The sequence below is a fragment of the Bartonella sp. OC68QHHN genome (assembly GCF_042193875.1).
Lineage (GTDB): Bacteria > Pseudomonadota > Alphaproteobacteria > Rhizobiales > Rhizobiaceae > Bartonella > Bartonella grahamii_A.
The window spans coordinates 57863-76232 of record NZ_JBHIME010000058.1 but is presented as its reverse complement, the minus strand read 5'-3'; the positions used below and the strand labels follow the sequence as shown (position 1 = coordinate 76232).

General features: G+C 34.8%; 15 protein-coding genes and 1 other RNA gene. 11 read left to right on the top strand and 5 right to left on the bottom strand.

The annotated features are described in order from the left end of the window. Positions 1–1300 precede the first annotated feature (1300 nt). A complete protein-coding gene (locus ACFIJ0_RS06975; protein WP_375623048.1) occupies positions 1301–1612 on the top strand; it encodes a hypothetical protein in 312 nt (103 codons plus the stop codon). A gap of 756 nt (positions 1613–2368) precedes the next feature. Here ACFIJ0_RS06975 and ACFIJ0_RS06970 read toward each other — a convergent pair. Together ACFIJ0_RS06970 and ACFIJ0_RS06965 are read right to left on the bottom strand one after the other, a co-directional pair. Further along, a complete protein-coding gene (locus ACFIJ0_RS06970; RefSeq protein ID WP_375623046.1) occupies positions 2369–2548 on the bottom strand; it encodes a YegP family protein in 180 nt (59 codons plus the stop codon). Positions 2549–2937: 389 nt separating this feature from the next. Further along, positions 2938–3477: a helix-turn-helix domain-containing protein gene (locus ACFIJ0_RS06965; protein WP_375623044.1), complete on the bottom strand. Its 540-nt coding sequence runs from the start codon at positions 3475–3477 to the stop codon at positions 2938–2940. Positions 3478–3836: 359 nt separating this feature from the next. Here ACFIJ0_RS06965 and ACFIJ0_RS06960 point away from each other — a divergent pair, with 359 nt between their 5' ends. Continuing rightward, positions 3837–4889, top strand: coding sequence for a DUF475 domain-containing protein (locus ACFIJ0_RS06960; RefSeq protein ID WP_375644295.1), 1053 nt, complete (start codon positions 3837–3839; stop codon positions 4887–4889). A gap of 454 nt (positions 4890–5343) precedes the next feature. Here ACFIJ0_RS06960 and pncA read toward each other — a convergent pair whose 3' ends face one another. After that, positions 5344–5952, bottom strand: a complete 609-nt coding sequence (pncA, locus tag ACFIJ0_RS06955) for a bifunctional nicotinamidase/pyrazinamidase (RefSeq protein ID WP_375623040.1) — start codon at positions 5950–5952, stop codon at positions 5344–5346. A 46-nt stretch (positions 5953–5998) separates the two neighbouring features. After that, a complete protein-coding gene (locus tag ACFIJ0_RS06950; protein ID WP_375623038.1) occupies positions 5999–6535 on the bottom strand; it encodes a hypothetical protein in 537 nt (178 codons plus the stop codon). A gap of 161 nt (positions 6536–6696) precedes the next feature. Here ACFIJ0_RS06950 and ettA point away from each other — a divergent pair, with 161 nt between their 5' ends. From ettA to ACFIJ0_RS06930, 4 genes are all read left to right on the top strand, one after another. Then, on the top strand, positions 6697–8346 hold the full coding sequence (gene ettA, locus ACFIJ0_RS06945; RefSeq protein WP_375623036.1) for an energy-dependent translational throttle protein EttA: 1650 nt from the start codon (positions 6697–6699) through the stop codon (positions 8344–8346). Positions 8347–9019: 673 nt separating this feature from the next. Continuing rightward, positions 9020–9958, top strand: a complete 939-nt coding sequence (locus ACFIJ0_RS06940) for an ArsR/SmtB family transcription factor (protein WP_375623034.1) — start codon at positions 9020–9022, stop codon at positions 9956–9958. A gap of 666 nt (positions 9959–10624) precedes the next feature. Further along, entirely contained in the window at positions 10625–10885 is a 261-nt protein-coding gene (locus ACFIJ0_RS06935) for a hypothetical protein (protein WP_375644293.1), read from the top strand. 1793 nt (positions 10886–12678) lie between these two features. After that, positions 12679–13056, top strand: a complete 378-nt coding sequence (locus ACFIJ0_RS06930) for a hypothetical protein (RefSeq protein ID WP_375623032.1) — start codon at positions 12679–12681, stop codon at positions 13054–13056. A gap of 106 nt (positions 13057–13162) precedes the next feature. Here ACFIJ0_RS06930 and ACFIJ0_RS06925 read toward each other — a convergent pair whose 3' ends face one another. After that, positions 13163–13318 carry a hypothetical protein gene (locus tag ACFIJ0_RS06925; protein ID WP_375623030.1) on the bottom strand — a complete coding sequence of 52 codons (156 nt, stop codon included), beginning with the start codon at positions 13316–13318 and terminating at the stop codon, positions 13163–13165. A gap of 643 nt (positions 13319–13961) precedes the next feature. Between ACFIJ0_RS06925 and ACFIJ0_RS06920 the strand changes: the two genes are divergently transcribed. From ACFIJ0_RS06920 to ACFIJ0_RS06900, 5 genes are all read left to right on the top strand, one after another. Continuing rightward, positions 13962–14471, top strand: a complete 510-nt coding sequence (locus ACFIJ0_RS06920; protein WP_375623028.1) for a lytic transglycosylase domain-containing protein — start codon at positions 13962–13964, stop codon at positions 14469–14471. An 82-nt stretch (positions 14472–14553) separates the two neighbouring features. Beyond that, positions 14554–14943: RNase P RNA component class A (rnpB, locus tag ACFIJ0_RS06915), an RNA gene on the top strand. 264 nt (positions 14944–15207) lie between these two features. Next, complete coding sequence (gene rsmH, locus ACFIJ0_RS06910) at positions 15208–16206, top strand: 16S rRNA (cytosine(1402)-N(4))-methyltransferase RsmH (RefSeq protein WP_375644291.1); 999 nt, start codon at positions 15208–15210, stop codon at positions 16204–16206. Further along, complete coding sequence (locus ACFIJ0_RS06905; RefSeq protein ID WP_375623024.1) at positions 16203–16607, top strand: hypothetical protein; 405 nt, start codon at positions 16203–16205, stop codon at positions 16605–16607. The genes rsmH and ACFIJ0_RS06905 overlap by 4 nt, the downstream gene beginning before the upstream one ends. Further along, on the top strand, positions 16607–18349 hold the full coding sequence (locus ACFIJ0_RS06900; RefSeq protein WP_375623022.1) for a peptidoglycan D,D-transpeptidase FtsI family protein: 1743 nt from the start codon (positions 16607–16609) through the stop codon (positions 18347–18349). The genes ACFIJ0_RS06905 and ACFIJ0_RS06900 overlap by 1 nt, the downstream gene beginning before the upstream one ends. Positions 18350–18370: the final 21 nt, after the last annotated feature.

Below are 18370 nucleotides of genomic sequence, written 5' to 3'. Positions count from 1 at the left end.
ATATTTACGCTATAGCGTTAATATTGCGTTGCGAATCCAGAATATATGATACAAGGAGCGTGAAAATATCCATGTGTAGCTCTTCGCTAATGAAGCATATAGAGTTGTTTTTAACTAATAACAAAATGTCCCCATACACTTTCAGATTCGAATCAATAAAAAATGGTTGCTTAGTTCCACGGTTGTGAAAAAATAAATGTGTATACCAGAAATGGCGATACACACTCGTATGTTTATGAAATTTCACTGTAATAGTATACGTAGCAGCATTATAAATCAAGATATACCCCAACATCAGAATTTGTAAAAAAATTCTGCGTTGAGGTGGTGTGTGAGTATAACGAAGCTTTAGAGCCTTAAGAGATAGGATAATGGCTGTAGAAAAAATGTAAATTCATGGGCAAAGAATACTGATTTCTCCTTTATTGTAATAAATTAGATCACTATCAGATGGTGTATCGTATATATGCGTTAAAAAATTTGGGAAATATCAAAAAAAGTGATTTTGGATATTTTATTGAACAGGAAAGTAATCTGAGTCCCAAAGGTGGTTGTGTGGGAGGGGGTGTACATTTGATCAATGCCCTTACGGGGATGAATGTGTTTTTATGATGCTGCGGTTTATAATGAAGTCTGTGTTTACAATGATATTGTTATTGATAACAATGCATTAACATATAGTTATGTAGTCGTTCGTAAGAGTTCGCATGTTTATGAAAGATAAGCACTTTATAGTTATTTGGATATGAGTGGAGATGCATATGTTTACGCTAATGCGGTCTTTTTTGATCAAGTTTTGAATACTCAATGTTTTGAATTTTATGGTGACACTCGTGATTGTAGAAAGGCTCGAGTTTATAGTGATGCTTTAGTTTATGGTGATGTAAAGATTTTTAGGAAGGCAAAATTTTGCAGAAATGCTGTGTTTTGTGACACTGAGGATTTTTGTAATAATGAAAACTTTCATATATAGCCGCATTCCACATGGCGTAAAAAAGAAGATAAGAACGATTTGGGCAAGGCTTGTATGATTGCATTGCGTCGTTAGTTTTATTTGACGTTCCTTATTTTTTGTATTTTGTGTCAATAAATGTGTCGCAAATAATTGGTGTAAGCGTGTAGATTTAGCCGCTTTCAGAGATTTTTTTGCGTCATTTATCAATGGCTTTAATGGAGAAAATAAGAATGCCGAGAGTGATTGTTCACACTTGGAATATGCAATTTATTGCATTCTTTTTTGATTGAAGATGAAACAAATTGGTCAGGATGATCACTTGAGCGACAATTAAGGGAGATCTAAATGAGTGTAAACGAAATTTTATTGGGAGCAATGGTTGTTGTTTTGTTGTTCAGCGGGATCATATTTCGGTTTTCTTTATATTATCGCAGTCAAGTGAAAGTTTTAAAAGAGGAATCTAGAAGAATAAAGCATGAGTTTTTAAGAGATTCTATGAAGATGACTGAAGAACGAGATAGAGCTATTAGAGAGCAAAGTATGGTGATTAAAAGACGTGATCAAGCAATTGAAAAACTGAAAAAACAAATTAAGAAATATGAAAAAAATGAAAAGAAATATCAAAAAATGCTTAAATATGAAGATGATAAAGAGTGATTGTATTCATATTTTGCATTAAAGGGAGTAGAAATGTGTTAGGAAGATTGGAATGATGAGAGAGATAGACTTTAATGAAGCCAATTATGGTGCTGATGGAGAGATTGTATTGGAAGAGAATATTTAAGTTTACTCTGATTTTATGAAAACATTTAAATTTATAAGACAGAGCGTCGTTGGTCATGAAATAAGAGTTTATGATGATAAACCAGTTTATAGGTATACTGGTTATTAAAAAGCGCGTCTGTACAATCCAGCAATTTTATATTATGGCTGGAAAAAATTTTGCGCGTTCCTATTAGATGTAAGGTATAAATGCTACGATAGTTTCAACTAATAGGTATAAAAAATTGCATGATAATAGAAAAAAAGAGATATTTGCTTTTTATGAAGATAAAATGGGTAAGTCAGTTATGATTATCAGATACAGAAGAGGAATATGAATGTAAAAGATATTAATATCTGGTAGAGTAATTATATTTCATTATTGATGATTTATCTTCTCTTCATGTGCGTTTATTTTTTATGAAAAATACAAGACTTAAGAGATTTTCTTTTTGATAAACGCTATAGAGACTTGAGTATGATTGAAAACAAATATATAATCTACAAAAATGTGTTTGTTATTTATTGAGTGTCAGAAATAATGCAAAAACTCCCTCCCATTGAGGGAAAAACGGTCACTTTTTACTTGTCACGAAAGTAACTCAACATACCATTATGCAAAATAAACGCTTATTTTAATGGTAAAGAACGTTAGGGCTGTAGTTCTCTAATAAGAGCCTTATGTGTAATTTCTTTGATTTGTTCAATATTGATTAGGATATCTTGTTTTGTTGGATAACCTTTACTAGAAAAAGCAATTTTTTGTGCATCTCCTGAAATTAAACGCCAATACCATTGATTGTGAACTCCTTGAAACACCTCAAAATACATGCTTCCCACCTCATAAAATAGCTGATAATTTTCAGGATAAATATTTAACTAATCCGTTTGTAAACATTAATGTATGTCTCTATAGGAAGTCGTCAATATATTACCCTTAAATTTTCTGACCTAAAAAATAATTTCTATGAGAGCTATTATTCTTTTAACAAGAAAAAATTTCTTGTCAATAAGATATGAATGAGAATTTTATACTATAAAATTATTTTTTTAATTTAAAGACACTGTACTTTCATTTACAACACGAATATTTTATTGTCGTTATAGAAATAAATTTTATAAATTATACAAAATTTCACCAGCATGGATAAAGTGAAAAATGCTTTCCTCCATACTGATAGAGCTTAATCATTTCTTGTTTTTTCTTTTGAAATAGACGTTTATTGATTAGCTATAGCCTCTTTTTGGGATACGCTTCGAATGAGTAAATCAATAAATAAGCTAAGGGTATAAGAATTGGCCATTTTAGCTTTCATATCGATCAGAGATGCTGTAGTTTTAGGGTTGAGCCCATTTGATAAACCTTGTCTTGACAAATATTGCTGCAATTTTTCATAAGAACTGTCGATTTTTTCTTGATTTATTTTTTCGTTACGATCACTGTTGGCAAGTGTTTCTTCCAGTCCTTCGATTTTTTTAATAAAATAACTCCAGTCAAAATCACCTTTTGTATATTCGGTGTCAAACATTTTTCCTTGTCCAGTTAAAAGCCAATTAATATTGACACCATATAACGTGCGGTATGTTTGTAAGACACTAAGATTGGGTTCTCTTTCTCCACGCTCATAAAAAGCAATGGAATTTTTTGTCATGCTAAAATTTTTAGCTAAGGTTTCACGTGATGGATCGCCTAAAGCAAGACGTACATAACGTAAACGTTTTCCAAATATGGTTTTTGATTCAGTTTCAGGACGTGCCACGAATTATCTCCCTCAGTAAATCATCATGGTATAAATCATTAAATAATAAAAGCACACTATGTATTAATATTCTATGATATAATGTCAATATTTATAGCTTTAATTTTTTAAATTTTTTATTTTCGTGGATAGAAATAAATCTTTCACTTATTGTATTGACAATTGATATTCATTTCAAAACAAAATTCTCTGTTTCCTACATTTGTCTCTTGCTTTTTGTGAGAGAATTTTCATGTAACTTTACCATATATATTCTATACACCTCTGCATTAATGGATACAACTTTAAAGAGATGCAAACTTTGGATTTGTACTGGGTGTGCTTTAGATGAATTAGAAAATAAACTTTGAGGAATGATCATGTCCCTATTACGTTATTTTGGGTTTGCTTTTTTTTTCACGATTACTGGTGTCTTTTTAGGAGGGGTTATTGGTTGGTTTGAAACGGAAAGTATTAGTGGTTTTCTTAAATATTTTTTTATTTGCTTTGTTTTAGGAGTTTTGGAAATTTCTTTATCTTTTGATAATTCTATTATCAATGCGCGTGTCCTTAGTAGAATGGATCCGTTGTGGCGTCGTCGTTTTCTTATATGGGGCATTTTGATAGCTGTATTTGGGATGCGAATTGTTTTTCCATTATTGGTGGTTGTCGTTGCTGTTGGGATTAATCCAATTGCGGCAGTCAAATTAGCGATATGGGAACCACATCGATATGCTGAAGTTTTAACTGATGCGCATATGGGGATTGCGGCTTTTGGAGGAACTTTCCTTATGATGGTTGGTTTAAAATATTTTTTTGATTCTGAAAAAGAGGTGCATTGGCTTAATGTTATAGAGAGACCTGCTCAAAAGTTTGGGGCGCTTGTCGGGATTGATATTGCAATTGTTTTGATTTTTATCTTATTTGTTTCAGGTCAGATTGACGCAGAAGATAAAATAACTTTTTTATTCGCAGCCCTTTATGGACTTTTGACCTTTATCGGTGTTGAAGCTGTCGGTCATCTCTTGGATGCTCCTCAAAAGACTTTAACAACAGTAGCTCACAGGGGAGTAGGGGCATTTCTTTATTTAGAAGTTCTTGATGCTAGTTTTTCTTTCGATGGCGTGGTTGGTGCTTTTGCCTTTTCACACAACCTTTTTATTATTGCGATAGGTCTTGGTATCGGTGCATTGTACGTTCGTTCTATGACAATTATGTTGGTTGAATCAGGAACATTATTGCATTATCGTTATTTGGAGCATGGTGCTTTTTATGCAATTTTAGTTCTTGCGGTGATTATGTATCTGCAAACGATTATATCGGTTCCTGAAGTCTTAACAGGACTTGTGGGAGTCTGTATTATTGGGATGGCATTATATTCTTCGATTCGTTTTAAGTATCGTCAATTAGATAAACATGTTGTGTCTAAGTAATGGAGATTTTTTATTTTCTCACGCTTTTGTTTATCCCATATCTTTGAATAGAAAGAAGTCTTTTATGCAAAATAAAATACTATCTTATTGCTTATTTGCTTTTGTTTTAAGGTTGAGTCCATTGCATGACACTACCCCATGAAGGGAATAGTGTACAATTTCTAGGGTATTTTTTGACCTAAATATAATACAGAAAGCTGATGCTATACTTTTTATCAGCTTTCAATATTATAAACAAGCTCTTGCTATTTATGGTTCATAAGAAGCATTTTACTGTTTTTTTGAATGATTTTTATTCATACATTGATTCTCTTTGTAACGTGTAAGAGAATGATTTTGAAACAGGTTTGAAATAAGAGAATTTACGATATTCTGGACTCTCACTTAAATATGTGAAAAATAATTTATTTATTATAAATCAGTATATTATAATGGTAGGTTAGAGAAGAATATTTTAAGAGACCATTAAAAGTTCTATACCAGCTTCGTTCATAGTTTTAAGTATAGTGTTTAGTGATCCGTTTACATCAATACCAGCACAGGCATTTAATGAAACACTGACTTTAAAACCGCATTGTATAGCGTGAAGAGCAGAAAATCCGACACAAAAATCAGTTGCTAAGCCACACATAGTGAGCTTGGTAAAACCGTGTTCTTTGAGATAAACTTGTAAACCTGTTGGTGTTTTTTGATCATTTTCAAGAAAAGCAGAATAGCTATCCATTTTTTGATTATAGCCTTTTCTAAGGATAAGTTGTGCCTTTTCCACTCTAAGAGATGTATGAAATTCTGCTCCTTGTGTTCCTCGTATGCAATGATCAGGCCAAAGTATTTGAGGACCATAGTCAAGAATGATGGTATCATAGGGTTTTTTTTCAGGATAACAGGAAGCAAAGCTGCAGTGGTTTTTTGGGTGCCAGTCTTGGGTTAAGATAACGTGGTCAAAATGATTTATGAGATTATTGACGGCGGGTAAAATAGCATCACCTTGTGGTACGGCAAGTGCTCCACCTAGTAAGAAGTCATTTTGAACATCAATGACGATTAAGGCTTTTTTTTCCATAAATATATTCCTATACGAGATGAGCTTTTATCGTATTTTTAAAAAGCTATATTTTGTCTTGAAGTTTTGAAATGATTTGCTGGATATTGATACTATTTTTATAATTATCAAGCCAAAAGAGGGGGATGGATAAGTTTTTACAATTGGTTTTATAGTTTTTTACGAATTGTAACCACGTACCAATGGGAAGTGCACTGTAGCCATTTTTTGCCACGTGTTGGTGCAAAGCTTTCATGATCATTGGGCTTGGAACGTCAGATCCCATAAGGCGGCGATCGTTTTGTAAACGTAATTTAAGCCATATCAAGGCAAGGGGGGAAGACCATTGTTTCCCGTAGCAAAAAATCGATGAAAAAAGGGAAGGATTTTTTACTGCGTGATGTAAAGCCCATAAAGCGAAAAAAGAAGGTGCATAGAGAATTGCTTTTCTTTTTGGTACCATATTACATTGATAAGTTGGTTTAATACGATAAAAATACAACGTTATACCTGGTATGGAAAAGAGAGGTAATGTTTGATAACAGGTTTCAGGTACAGCTAAAAAGATTTGTTTTTTGTTTTTTGGGGGGGTGTTTTTTTGCATTCAGGACCATACTGGGGCTTGTGAGATTAGAAAAAATGTACCAATATAAAGCGAAAAGCTTTTGATACGATGTAAATGCTATTTACTGTACAGTTTCAAAAAGCAAAAGCAGTTTTTTCAAAATCCTAATCTTTAATATCGCACAATATAAAGAGAAATTTATGGCACGTCAATTTATCTATCATATGGCTGGGCTTAACAAGTCTTACGGCAATAAAAAAATTCTAGAAAATATTCATTTGTCTTTTTATCCAGATGCGAAGATCGGTATTTTAGGGCCGAATGGTGCAGGGAAGTCAACTATTTTACGTATTATGGCTGGGCTAGATAAGGAATATACAGGAGAAGCATGGATTTCTGAAGGAGCACGCTGTGGCTATCTACCACAAGAACCTTTGCTTGATGCGAGCAAAGATGTGCGTGGCAATGTGATGGAAGGTGTTGCAGATAAACAAGAAATTCTTGAGCGTTATAACGAATTGATGATGAATTATAGCGAAGAAACGGCTGATGAAAGTGCACAGCTTCAGGACATTATTGACAGTCAGAATCTTTGGGATTTAGAAAATCAAGTGGAAATGGCTATGGTTGCTCTTGGTTGTCCGCCAGCCGATGGGGATGTAACAAAACTCTCGGGTGGTGAGAAGCGGCGTGTTGCACTTTGTAAATTGCTTTTGTCAAAACCTGATTTATTACTTTTGGATGAACCGACAAACCATTTAGATGCTGAAACGACCGCTTGGCTTGAAAGGCATCTACGTGAATATCCTGGGGCCGTGCTTTTGATAACCCATGATCGTTATTTTCTCGACAATGTAACGGGTTGGATTTTAGAGTTAGATCGCGGTAGAGGTATTCCTTATGAGGGGAACTATTCTGCTTATTTGGGGGCTAAAGCCAAGCGTTTGGCTCAAGAAGGTCGTGAAGAGGTAGCGCGTCAACGTGCTTTATCACGCGAGCAAGAATGGATCGCTTCTAGTCCAAAAGGGCGACAAGCAAAGTCAAAAGCTCGGATTAAGGCTTATGATGAGTTGGTTCAAGCAGCACGTGAGCGCCGTCCTGGAGAGGCGCAAATCATTATTCCTATTGGAGAAAGATTAGGACAGGTTGTTATTGAAGTTGATAATCTCTCTAAAGCTTATGGTGAACGTGTATTGATTGATTCTCTTTCTTTTAAACTTCCTGCTGGTGGCATTGTCGGCGTTATTGGGGCCAATGGTATGGGAAAGTCGACCTTGTTTAAAATGTTGACGGGACAGGAACAGCCCGATTCAGGTCAAATACGTATTGGTGAAACAGTTCACATGAGTTATGTGGATCAGAGTCGCGATTCCTTGGTGGGGAATAAAACTGTTTGGGAGGAAATTTCTGGTGGAAATGACATTATTAAATTAGGCAAATATGAGATGAATAGCCGCGCTTATTGCGGGGCTTTTAATTTCAAGGGGGCAGATCAGCAGCAGAAGGTGGCAAATTTATCAGGAGGGCAGCGCAATCGCGTACATTTGGCGAAACTTCTAAAAGAGGGGGGAAATGTGCTTCTTCTTGATGAACCGACAAATGATCTTGATACTGAAACATTGGGTGCATTGGAAGATGCGTTGGAAAATTTCGCCGGTTGTGCAGTTATCATATCGCATGATCGTATGTTTCTTGATCGATTGGCAACACATATTTTGGCCTTTGAAGGTGATGGCCATGTAGAATGGTTTGAAGGTAATTTTGCTGAATATGAGGCTGATAAAGTTCGTCGTCTTGGAGCGGAATCTTTTAATCCTAAGCATGTAAATTATAAACCTCTTACACGCTAGAATTTTTTATTTTATCTCAACTTTGTTGAAAAAATAGTGTATTTTATAGCGTTTGTTGTTTTATAAATAAAGTGTGTGTGTACGCAGTGGAAGTTTTTATTTATTGAAAATAGTAAGAGATACTTTATGAAATTATGACCTAAAGAGGGTTATTCTACTCATGGTATATAATCGGTTATTGCTTGTAAAATTGCAATGAAAAGGAGGGGATGAAGAGTATAGTACTATTTCTACAAATGCTCTGGTCATTGAGCATTATCATCTTTACTTAATAAAAATGCAAGCTGGCACCATCATGTTATTTATTTTCTCTCAATGGTGTGCAGTTCTTGTTTTGAGATGACCATAAAAGGTATTTTTATCCATATGTCTCCTCCGTTTATGAGCTGTAAGAGAATGATTTGGATTGATTTATCATGAATAGGTTTGAAATGAGAAAAATTTACGGTTTTCTGGTTTTTTATTCAAGTTGAAAATGATGAACTGTTTTTATAAATCAATGCCTTATCATTGTAACGAGAAGCAGAGGATAAGATCTGTTCGTTTTTTACAGTAGCCTATTTTTTTCATAGTATACATAGAATAGAGAGAACAAAATAGATGAGAATATGCGTTTTATGCTTGACTTTTTTTCCTATCAACAAATGTTTATAGGAATGTTTAAGGGATAATTATGAAAAAAAGTGCAAGTTTAGATGCAATGATTGTGCTGCTGAAAGCGGTCGCAGAAGTAAGCCATTTACGTGTTCTTACGCTCTTGCATCATGAAGATTTAACAATTCCTGATTTTATTTTTATTTTTGATCAGTCGCAAGCGTGTATATCACGATATTTACGTTTATTGTACGAAGCACGATTGATTGAGCGTTATCAGAAGGGAGATAGCCTTTATTTTAAGCTTTGTCATGATTTTTGGGGTAAAGACATTGTGATGGGTGTTCTTTTGGCTTTGCCAAAGCATGATATGTTGTTAGTGCACGACTTAGAACGTTTGAAGGATGTTAAAAAGCAGCGTCAAAAAACGAGAAAGAAGCATTTCTTGCAAAATACGTTGCAATGGGATGTATTACGGTCATTCTATATGGCAGATCATAGTGTGAAAAACGCTTTACTTGAAATCATTGGCGATAAACCATTTCAGACGATGCTGAATATTGGAATAGGTGGAGACTCTGTCTTAAAATTGTTTTCTAATATTTATACGCATGCGGTTGAAGTCGTGCTTGATAGCAATGTTTTTCACTTGTCTGTTGGAGATACAACTTTCGATTTAGTTATTCTTCATTGGGTTTTACATTTTCTTGAAAATCCTGCAATATTTCTTCATGAGATATCAAGTGTTTTGCGTCCTCATGGCCGTTTATTGATTGTGGATTTTGGTTATCATGAAATTGAATCTTCATATTCTGATCAAGCGCATATGCGTCTTGGATTTTCGGCTTTACAAATAGAACAATGGCTTAAAAATGCGGGACTTGTTCTAGAACAAACGGTTTGGCTTACTCCTATACAAAATGAAAACAGTGAGGAGGGTATGGTTACGCTTTGGCTTGCTCGTGATCCGCGTTTATTGGTTGACGATATCAAAGATAAACAAGTAGATTTTGCATAAATCGCGTTTGGTAACGTGCTTTATTCTCTGATTTTTCTCAAGGAATAGCGTAGAGATAAAACTTTATTCAATCATTGATAATCTATTATTTTTTACATTTGTATTATGTTTTTATATGAGAGTCTTCGTGTTTCATAGGGGCGTGGAGGCTGTGTAATGAAGGCACCTTCTATAGAGTTAACCCTATGAGGATTATTATTTAAGGTGTCTTGATATCATATTTGTTTTATTAGCTAATATATTGATTTTAAAAGATCATTTATTTTTTAGACTTCAATGAGAGGCTTGAATATAAGAATATTTTTTTCATTTCAAATTTTCTGTTTCAGAATCCAAAAGAGTCTGTTTGTCTGTTACAAGAGAAGATATTTATCTAAATAATACCGTTTGTAAAAGGAAATACATCTTTTATACATTTTCTGAATGTGAGAGCGGCTGCAATATGATATAACATCCCACAATATAATATAGTAATGGCTCATACCTTCATAAATGTCAAAAATGGTGGTGCGATCTTAAGATGTCTCTTTAAAACAGGTGCTTAGATAAGAAATACCTTGGAATTTTTAGTGAGGGGTGCAAAAAGATGCTCTAAAAAGACGAAAAAGTAAAAGGGTAAGACAATGCATGATATTCATTATTTAAAACACAGCGTTATGAGCCTGTTTGAAAGTCGTAAAGACAAATGAAAGAGATGGTAAATATGGCAATAGGTTTTTATCTTTTGACCTTTATGTTTCTTTCAGAATGAATGATGGCTTTTTTTCGATTTCTCAAACAGACGTAAATATTTTTACTCTAATTGAGTATATAAAAGCTGGGACTGTTCATATGGTTCTCATTTGCTCTAATATTTATCTCAAAAATATTGCTATGTTAGGAGCAGGTGTTGATTTACAAGTAATAGAAAAAGTAAAAGCTTGGTAGATGATGCCATAAAATTACTCATAAATTGGTAATGGATTGGAGTGATATTCTGAATTTTAAAAACATTTTGTACAACAACGGTTATAATAACGCATCTGGCTTTACGTTTATTTCTTCCTACAAGCATTTATATATGACGTTCGTCTATGTGTTTTGCATTATATTCATAAAAATCAGATTGACGATGATTTATGGATAGTTCGTGGCTGCAAGTAGGAAAGAAAAGCGTGATATTACACTAAAGTTTCGTATTTTTTTATCATGAGAAGTATGAAGGTTATTAAATAAGTCCATTTTTCTTACCAAAAGTGATTTTCTTTCTTTTTATGCTTGCCGCTCATCTTATGACACAGTCCATGAGTATAGCGTAAAATTGATAGGGCACCATTGTCTTTAGTTTAAGTAAAAGTTGTAAGCCGGCATCATCGTTTATGTTTCAGTTTCTCATGTTACTGCAGATCTTGCTTTAAAATGGTTCATAGAAGGTATTTTGACTCTTTCTATGTTTTTTATCCATATGCTTCTTCTTGTTTGTGATGTGCGATAGTATGACTATTCATTGATTCAATAGACGAAGATTTATAAAATAAGGGAACCTTACCCTCCTGAGATCTCTCATGTAAATTGTAAAATGATGAGTTATGATTAGAAATAAATGAATTGGTTACGTTAGAAAAACAGACTACAACAATTTTTAAGCATAGAAACTACTGTGTGTATTATTTTACGGGATCATTTAAATGATAGAGATTAAGAGAAGATGTCTGCATTGATCTCGGTTTGTTATGCTAAAATGCGTTAGAGACTGTTGGTTATTATTAAAATAGTTTATCATTATTTGGAATGATTATAGGGCGTGATTCGAAACAAATACCTTCAGAGCTCTCATTTTTTCATAAGATTAAGCTGTTTAAATTTTTCATTGATTGTTACATAAGGGATGTGACAATATTTTAATGATCATTTACAGAAATTTTTTATAAAGATAGATAAGATTTTATTTCTCTAATTTATTGTTTTTATTTAGATAATTCAGAGTTTTCTTGCAAGAAGATATTTTTCATTTTTTACAATTATTTGTGTAAGATTTTAAAAATCTACGTTTTTCTTTTGTGGTGATTGCTGTTGGAAAAGTGATTCTACTTTTACATAGTTTGATTTTTATAGGGTGGATACGTAGAAATCACGGTTTTTTAATTATGATCATCAGAGTTATGAAAGAAACTATTTAACAGTTATAATGATCGTAGATTCTAAGTTATAATGATCGTAGATTCTAATTGATACTTCTTGAAATAAAATTGCTTCAAATTGGGTCATTGTGAACTTTTTTTGCCTAAATTTAAACATTTTTAAACAATTTATAACTCTTTTATGTTTTTTTGCGTAGAAGATGATAAGAATTTCTTGTTGTTTAAAGAATTTTATTCCATAGCAAGAATATTGCATCGGCTATCTTAGTGGTTGATGTGAGAGGACAATCGGGGAACCTCCTCCCCCCCCCCGCGTGGATCCCCTAGATTGTCTGGCCTGACTGAGGATTTCCTCAGTCAGGCTTTTTATAATTGTTTTAGGGGATGTTGTAAGGTGTTATTAGGGGGAAGTGTAAGATCTGTTATTAGTTTCGCCTATAGTACCTAAATACACAGAGGTGCAGGTCTTATTGGGCGGATATTGTTAGCGTATTCATTTTCAATAATTTGATTTTTCTTTATTGAGGCATTGTTGAATGCTATAAGGAGAATCATAAAAGGAATCTGTGTTTGTATTCTGTGATCTTTAGGTAAGAGATAATGGGATCTTTTTTGCATCGTATTATTTTTATTTTATTTGTATTTTTTATTTCTGGCGCTGTCTTTTTTGCTTCTCGAAGTAGTGCTGTTTATCAGTTTTTTTCCGGTCGCTCTTCTTTTTCCTCTCAGAAGCTTGATGTAACAGAGGAGTTGTTGTTAGAGAGATTGTCCGTGTCTTTTCCAGATATTATCAAGCATCTTTCTAAGATGAGTCCTCAACAGCAAGAGTTGTTTATTGCGCAGCTGCGTCGCGATGTAATTGCGCTTGCTTTTAAAAATGGTCAGAGTCGTGAGCAGGCTCACAAATCTGGTGAAACTATTGCTATGGCTCTCTCAAAAGCGATTTCTCGTCCTTCCATTGCTAATGCTTATTTTTAGCTATCTTTTTAATAGCGCTTTTGGGTTTTATTTTAAGAAGCATGAGCTTTTCGTGAAGTTTTGAAAAGTGCGAGGAGATAATCAATTTGTAAGATCAAAAATTATCTTACTCAAAAGGTAAGCAATCGGAGTATGAGGATAATGTTGCAATCATTACAGGAGTGATAGCAAGTCTATCAAGGGTATTGGTAAAGTTAATCGCATTATCAATTGCTATAATGACAAAAGCAGTATTGACTATGATAAAACACGTTAATCGCATTTGATATGCCAGTTATTTTTTTATTTGATATCAGAAAATAAAAAATTTTTAAAGGATTTAAGATTCCTTTATTTTACAGATCTTAGTATATTTATGAATTTTTATGCGCAATGATGGGGGTAAGGATTTGTTTTGTTATTTGTTGAGGTTTTATCACACATAAAGAGTGTTGTGGGTGTTTATTAACTAGCGAGAAGCGTTGATAACGGTTTATATTTTTTATGAAACTTTTTTGATATTGAGGATCTTCGGTAAAAGATGTTCTAATCTCTTTTGCTTTGTGGGATTGATCTCAATAAAAAAATTAATAATCTTATGTAAAAAATTTTATATCCGTTTAAGATGCTATTTTTTTTAATATAAAAATTGAGTGATATAATAGCGCTAACAGCAATTTATAGATTATATCATTTCATTTAATACGCTATAAGATTAATTATAGTCTCTTTATTTTTTTTATTTTATGATATAGAGAAATCTATAATTTTTGTATAAAGAGATTTTCTTTTGTTGCAGAATTTTATCTTGAAATTGTCTTACTCTTTCCTTTTTCAAGCCGTTATTTTGCTTTCTTTTTTTGTACAATACGTTTGCAAATTATTTGCGGCTAGAATTTGAGAATGTTTGAGTGAAGAGAAGGAAAATGCAATTTTTGAAAATCTTGTTAAATACAGCGTGTGCTGTATTTTTTGTACTTGATATAAGTTGGACTCATAATGTCTTAAATGTTGTAGAATCAGGAGAAGCCTCAGTGATTGTTGCTTCTAAGATTTCTCATCGTCCTTATGAATTTCTTATTCAAAAACTTGCGAATAAATATAATGTTCCCGTTAATTTAGCACATGCTGTTGTAAAAGTTGAAAGTAATTATAAAGCAAGTATAAAGGGGGCTGCTGGCGAAATAGGTTTGATGCAAATTAAACCCTCTACGGCACGAGGGTTGGGCTTTAGTGGTTCTGTACAGGATTTGTACGATCCTGCGACTAATCTTGAGTATGGTATACGTTATTTGGCTCGGGCGTATAAACTCAGTGGTGGAAGTACGTGTGGTACAATCCTTAAATATAACGCAGGTCATGCTGCAAAAAAAATGAATTCTATTTCGGCGAAATATTGCGCAAAAGTGAAAACTTATCTGGCTTCATTAAAATAAAAACATCTTTTTAGACAGGTTGCTATAAAATATTTTAAGATGCTATTTTCACGGAGCAGAAAATGTTTTATAAATTAATGCGTCAGTCGGCTGGGCAGCCGCGCTTGTCTAATGCTGAAATGTGGCAGGTGAGGAAAGTCCGGGCTCCATGGAAAGACGGTGCCGGGTAACACCCGGCGGGGGTGACCCTAGGGAAAGTGCCACAGAAAGTAAACCGCCTATTTTTATAGGTAAGGGTGAAAGGGTGGAGTAAGAGCCCACCGCGCATTCAGTAATGAATGTGGCAAGGTAAACCCCACCGGGAGCAAGACCAAATAGAAATGACGTGCAAAATTAATTTGCAGCCGATTTCCGGGCGAGTCATTCGGGTAGGTTGCACGAGGCGGATGGTAACATCCGTCCCAGATGAATGGTTGCCATGTAAAGTGTAAGCTTTACTCTACAGAACCCGGCTTATAGGCCGACTGATATTTCATGATGATACGCGATATTTTATAAGATCGATTATATATAGTCTTTTATGGAGTCTATGTGTTTGAAATGGACATTTGAGCAAAGAGTATTTTAAAAAATTATAACATTTTTTTAAGTATAATGCGTTAGGATCTGTTTTGGGATAACTTTAGTTTTTTCGTTCATTGTGATTAATATGAAAGTTGAAGGCTAGGTTATTCTAAGATCAGTTTCTATGAGAGAGCTGTTGATTTGAGACAGCATAACTTCAAGACGGATTATTTTGATAAAGCAGGATCAAAGAGCTGAACGCCATATTCCAGTGTTGTTGCAGCCAGTTTTGGCTGGGCTTATGCCATTGGTTGGAGCAAAAGTGATTGATGGCACCTTTGGTGCTGGTGGTTACACGCGCGCTTTGTTAAAGGCAGGGGCGGAGGTGATTGCTCTTGATCGTGATCCTCATGCTATTAGTGCAGGACAATCGCTTGTTGAAGAATTTTTTCCACGACTTCGTTTGGTCCATATGGCGTTTTCACAGCTCGATCGTGTCGTTGAAGAGAAGGTGGATGCAGTTATTTTGGATATTGGCGTCTCTTCAATGCAGCTTGATGAAGCAGAAAGAGGTTTTTCTTTTCAAAAAGATGGTCCACTGGATATGCGAATGGCTCAGACTGGTTTTACAGCCAGCGATGTTGTAAATCATTTAAAAGCAAGGGATTTGGCACGTATTTTTAAGATATTAGGAGAAGAGCGTTATGCGGGGCGAATTGCACGGATGATTGAAAAACGTCGTGTTGTTCAGCCTTTTATGCGTACAGGTGATTTGGTGTCTGCTATCGAAGCGTTGATAGGACGTAAGCCGGGAGATCGTATACATCCTGCTACACGTGTATTTCAGGCTCTTCGTATATATGTTAATGATGAAATTGGTGAATTGGCATGTGGTTTATTTGCTGCTGAACGCGTTTTAAAAGCTGGAGGTCGTTTGGGTGTTGTCAGTTTTCATTCCCTTGAAGATCGTATGGTCAAAAGATTTTTTTCGGTTCGTTCTGGAGAATGTATGAGATCACGCTATCTGCCTGAAATAAAGGCTGCTCCAGCAACATTTTTTTCTTTGTTTAAAGGCGGGATCACGGCAACTAAAGAGGAGTTACTGAAAAATCCACGCTCACGTTCTGCAAGGTTGCGTATTGGTGTACGAACTGAAGCAGAGGCTCTTGCAGCAGATATGAAATTATTTGGTTTAGCAGAGATTGCCAGTTTTGAAGGCGGCAAGAAATGACAGTTTTTCGTACATTTGATATGATCTTAGTGATGATTATGATTTGTATGGCAGGTCTTACTTATAAGGTAAAATATGATGTTCAAAAACGAATGAACGAAGTTCATCATCTTGAGCATGAAATTGCTGCAGCAAAAAATACGGTAAGTTTGCTTCGTGCTGAGTGGGCTGTGATGATAAGTCCTTCACGCATGCAAAAACTTGCGAAACGTTATCAAAAAGAACTTGGGTTAGAGGTTATACAGCCGCGTCAAATCGTGGAGTTTAAAGACATTCCGGTACGGGTACATGATCAAATTGAAGAAGTGATTAAACAAAATATATTGGAAGATAATCAGGATATTTTGACAAATAATCGGGCTTCTCAGATAAATGCTGTTGTCCAAAAAGGCGCGCAGTAATGAAATCGACTTTTTTATTCTCACAGAAGAAAAAGCGTTTAAAGAATTTGTTGAATAATCATAATGTCTCTGTTCGTCGTCCCTATTCTAGTCGTCCACGTTTGCTTTTTTCATTGTTCTGCTTTTTAATTTTATATGGCATCATGGGGGCTTGCCTTATTTCTTATGGGTTGGAAGGTGGACAGATTGAAGAAGCAAAGGGGCCAGGAGTTCTTCAATTGATGGTACGGCCTGATATCGTTGATCGGAAGGGTCGTTTATTGGCAACAGATATTAAAACTTATTCACTTTTTGCTGAGCCACGACGTATTATTGATGTGGATGAAACAATTGAATTGCTCTCAACAGTTTTGCCTGATCTTAATTGGCAGGAAACCTATAAGCGCTTAAAAAGAAAATCTGGTTTTTCTTGGATACAGCGTGGGTTAACACCAATGCAGAAAACGCAAATTATGGCTCTTGGTATACCAGGAATTGGTTTTCGGACTGAAATTCGTCGTTTTTATCCTGATGGACCTGTAACTTCCCATATTCTTGGTATGGTAAATGTTGATAATCAGGGCATTGCAGGTATGGAAAAATATATTGATGATGCGGGGTTGAGTTCTTTGCGTGCCACTGGTCTTGCCATGGAAGAATCATTAAAACAAGTTCAGCTTTCGATTGATGTGCGTGTTCAGGCAATTGTTCATGATGAACTTATTCAGGCTATGAAGCGTTATAGGGCAATTGCTGCAGGAGCTGTTATTTTAAATATACACACGGGGGAAGTTTTGGCTTTGGCATCACTACCAGACTTTAATCCTGGAAATCCTATTGAAGCTTTAAAAAGTGATCGTCTCAATCGGATGACGGCAGGAGCTTTTGAAATGGGGTCGATCATTAAAAGTTTTACGACTGCCATGGCTCTTGATTCCGATATTTTTCATTTAAACAGTATTATTGATGCTTCAAAGCCAATAAAAGCAAGTAGTGGGTATACGATTCATGATTTTCATGGAAAAAATCGTCCCTTAACGTTATGGGAGGTTTTTATTTATTCTTCTAATATTGGTTCTGCTAAAGAGGCATTGGCGATAGGGATTGATAAACATCGTGGTTTTTTGCAAAAACTTGGGTTACTGGATCGTCTCACAACAGAGCTGCCTGAAGTTGCCCATCCTATTGTGCCACATCATTGGAAGGATATCCATTCTATGACGATTTCTTTTGGGCATGGTATGGCAACAACACCCTTGCAAACGGCTGTTGGGGCTGCTGCTTTAATGAATGGTGGTTGGTTAATTACTCCGACATTTTTAAAACGTACAAAAGAACAAACTTTGCACCATGCAAAACGGGTTTTGCATGCTAAAACAAGTCAAAATATGCGTTACCTTTATAAATTAAATAGTGAGATTGGTTCTGGACGTAATGCAAAAGTTGAAGGTTATCGCGTTGGTGGTAAGACAGGAACAGCTGAAAAAGTTGAAAATGGAAAATATTCTAAAACAAAAAATTTCAATAGTTTTCTTGCTGCTTTTCCTATTGATGATCCTGTTTATGTTGTTTTAACAATTATTGATGAACCAAAGCCTGCAGAGGGACAGCGTTCAGCAACAGCGGGGATGAATGCTGGACCAATGCTTGCCAATATTGTTCGTCGTACAGCTAGTTTTCTTGGTGTAAAACCCGATTTTAAAAAAGAATATTCGCCTCTTTTAAGTAAAAAGAGCAATTCAAGTTTCGTTAAACAACGGTAAAATGAATACAAAGGTGCATCG